Origin of the sequence: Acidovorax sp. HMWF018, assembly GCF_003061035.1 — a bacterium.
GTDB classification, from domain to species: Bacteria; Pseudomonadota; Gammaproteobacteria; order Burkholderiales; family Burkholderiaceae_C; genus Acidovorax; species Acidovorax delafieldii.
The window spans coordinates 1-2942 of the sequence record NZ_QAIM01000110.1 but is presented as its reverse complement, the minus strand read 5'-3'; the positions used below and the strand labels follow the sequence as shown (position 1 = coordinate 2942).

At 70.3% G+C, this 2942-nt stretch carries 2 protein-coding genes and 2 pseudogenes; all 4 read right to left on the bottom strand.

Going from position 1 to position 2942, the window contains the following annotated elements; genetic code table 11:
* Positions 1-180 (bottom strand): annotated as a pseudogene (locus DBR23_RS03975) (HupV protein); the annotation flags it as partial.
* Positions 177-1262, bottom strand: a complete 1086-nt coding sequence (locus DBR23_RS03970) for a HupU protein (protein ID WP_182119114.1) — start codon at positions 1260-1262, stop codon at positions 177-179. The gene DBR23_RS03970 and the pseudogene DBR23_RS03975, both read right to left, overlap by 4 nt.
* A 1-nt stretch (position 1263) precedes the next feature.
* A complete protein-coding gene (locus DBR23_RS03965) occupies positions 1264-2718 on the bottom strand; it encodes a sigma-54 dependent transcriptional regulator (RefSeq protein WP_026436957.1) in 1455 nt (484 codons plus the stop codon).
* Positions 2715-2942 (bottom strand): annotated as a pseudogene (locus tag DBR23_RS03960) (hydrogenase maturation protein); the annotation flags it as partial. The gene DBR23_RS03965 and the pseudogene DBR23_RS03960, both read right to left, overlap by 4 nt.

Genomic DNA, 2942 nt, shown 5'->3' with positions numbered 1-2942 from the left:
ACAGATGCGTGGCACGTACACCAGCGCATCGTGCGGCGCCTTGCCCTGCAGGATCTGCTCGAAGCCGCGGTACATGGTGGCGTTGACCTGCGCCGAGGCCACGCGGTCGCCCTGCACGTCGAGCTGGACTTCCAGATCGCCTTCGACGCGGTTGAAGGGGCCAACGAGCAGACGTGTCATTTCAAGCGCGTCTTCCGCACAGCCGGCTTGACGACGAGGTGGTCGGCCACCGCGTTGTGCTTCACGCGCTTCGGCGTGGCGCTCTTGGAGAGCGACGCCAGCGCCACGAACCAGGCCTTGGGCATGTCGGTGGGCAGGCCGATGGGAATGCCGGCGAGCTTGGGCGTTTCGTGGAACGGGTGGCCGGGTTCCTGGAAGCCCGGTTCGGTACAGGCGATGCAGGCATAGCCGCCGCGGGTGCACGAGCCTTCGCCGTTCCACAGCCGCGTGTTGCAGTCGGCGTGCACCTGCGTGCCCTTGCAACCCATGTGTTCCATCATGCAGCCGAGGTCGGACGGCTTCTCTGCACTCGCCTTGAACTCGTAGTACTCGTTGCGCGTGCAGCCGTGGTGCACCAGCTGGTCGGCGTAGAAGCGCGGGCGGTTGAGCGGGTCGAGGTCGTCTGCGCCGAAGCTGTCGGCGGCCAGCGCCATCAGTGTGTCGATCACCCAGCTCGGGTGCGTCGGGCATCCGGCCACATTGATCACTGGCAGGCCACTGGCCGAGCGGAAAGCCGCGCCGAGCAGGCCACCCGCTTCGTCGTCTTCGTATTGCAGACCGCACGCGTCGGTGGGGTTGTCGCCACCGGCGGTTATGCCGCCCCAGGCCGCGCAGCTGCCCACGGCCACCACGTGTTTCGCGCGCGCGCTGAGCCGGCGCACCCAGTCGATCATCGGCAGCTGCGTGCCGGCCAGCATGTGAAAACGGCCGGTGCCGTTCGGGCCGCGCAGCAGCGAACCTTCTACGCACAGCGCGTCCAGCCGCGTGCGGCCGTCGAGCACCGCGTCGAGCAGGTCCAGCAGTTCGTCGCCGCTCTCCATCGACAGCGAGGGATGCCAGAGCAGGTGGATGCCTGCGTCGCGCAGGTGGCCCTGAAAGTCGGTCGTGTCCGCGCACAGCAGCGACATGCTGCAGCCGCCGCACCCACCGCTCTGAAGCCAAAGAACGTTCAAGCCCCCACGCTCCACCGCTGCGCGGGTCGCTGCCCCCCGAGGGGGCTGATCCGGCTTGGGGCGGCCCGGCGCCGTATCGTTCAGTGCCATGTCACTTCTCCAGTCCCAGGCGTTGCATCTTGCCGCGCAGGCCCACGCGCGAGAGGCCGAGTTCCTGCGCCACGCGGGTCTTGTTCCAGCGGTGGCGCTGCAGGGTCTCGCGCAGCACCATCGCCTCGATCACGTCCAGCCGCTCGGCCAGCGTGCCGCTGGTGGGCAGGGCGGCCTGCAGGTCTTCGCCGCCCTTGCCGTGGCCTTGCAGCACGCGCGCCGAGAACGACGCGGCTTCCAGCTCGCGCCCGTCCTGCAGCGCGAGCGCGCGCGCGATCTCGTTGCGCAGCTCGCGGATGTTGCCGGGCCAGGGGTAGGCGAGCAGGCAGGCCAGCGTGGCGTCGGGCAGCGAGGCGCCGGGGTGGCCCAGCTCGTTTGCCACGTCCTGCACCAGCTGGTGCGCGATGGGCGCGATGTCGGCCGCGCGCTCGCGCAGCGGCGGCACGGTGAGCGTGACGCCCGCCAGCCGGTAGTACAGGTCTTCGCGGAACAGGCCGTCGCGCACGCGCTGCTCCAGGTCGCGGTGGGTGGCGGCGATCACGCGCACGTCCACCGGCATCGGGCGCGCGCCGCCCACGGGCCGCACCTCGCCTTCCTGCAGCACGCGCAGCAGCTTCACCTGGAACGCGGGCGAGGTCTCGCCGATCTCGTCGAGGAACACGGTGCCGCCGTGCGCGCGCTGGAACAGGCCGGGGTGGTCTTCGTAGGCGCCGGTGAAGGCGCCGCGCTTGTGGCCGAACAGTTCGGACTCGAGCAGCGTGTCGGGAATGGCCGCGCAGTTCTCCACCACGAAGGGGCCGGTCAGGCGCGGCGAGGCGTAGTGCACCGCGCGCGCCAGCAATTCCTTGCCGGTGCCCGACTCGCCGAGCACGAGCACCGCGATGTCGTAGCGCGCCACGCGCTGCGACATCGCGCACACGGCGTCCAGCGGGCTGCCCGGCGCGCGCACGATGCGGTCGAAACCGAAGCTGGCGCGCGCGCGGTCGATCTGCGTGGCGGTGCGCTGGCGCAGCACGCCGGTGCTGGTGCGCAGCTCCAGGTCGAGCCGGCTGGTCTGGCGCTGCAGCGACTGCGCCTCCACCGCGTTGCGCACCGAGTCCAGCAGGTGGTCGGGCGCCCAGGGCTTGAGGATGTACTGGTAGATGCCGGCCTCGTTGATGCCGGCAATGATGTCCTCGCTGTCGGTGTAGCCCGAGATCACGATGCGCACCGCCTCGGGCCAGCGCTCGCGCACTTCCTTGAGGAAGGCCACGCCGGTGATGCCCGGCATGCGCTGGTCGCACAGGATCACACTCACCGGCTGGCGCTCCAGCAGGCCGCGCGCCTCGTCGGCGCTGCTGGCGGTGAACACGGTGAAGTCCTCGTCCAGCGTGCGGCGCATCGCGTCCTGCGAGCGCACCTCGTCGTCCACCACCAGCACGGTGGGCAGGGCGTCGATGGGCAATGGCGCGTTCATCGGTGCAAGGCCAGGTGGCGCGGCGTCCAGGCGTGCGGCACCTTGTGCACGAAGTGGTGGCGCGCGACGTGGTAGCTGGGATCGAAGCCGTAGAAATTGCGGTGCATGCGCGCGAGTTCCTGTTCGCGGTGGTGGGCCAGCGGGCGAAGGTTTTCATCGCGCTCGCGGGTGGCCTGGCGGGCCGCCAGCCTCTGCGGCAGATTGTAGGAGGCCGCGAGCGCCAG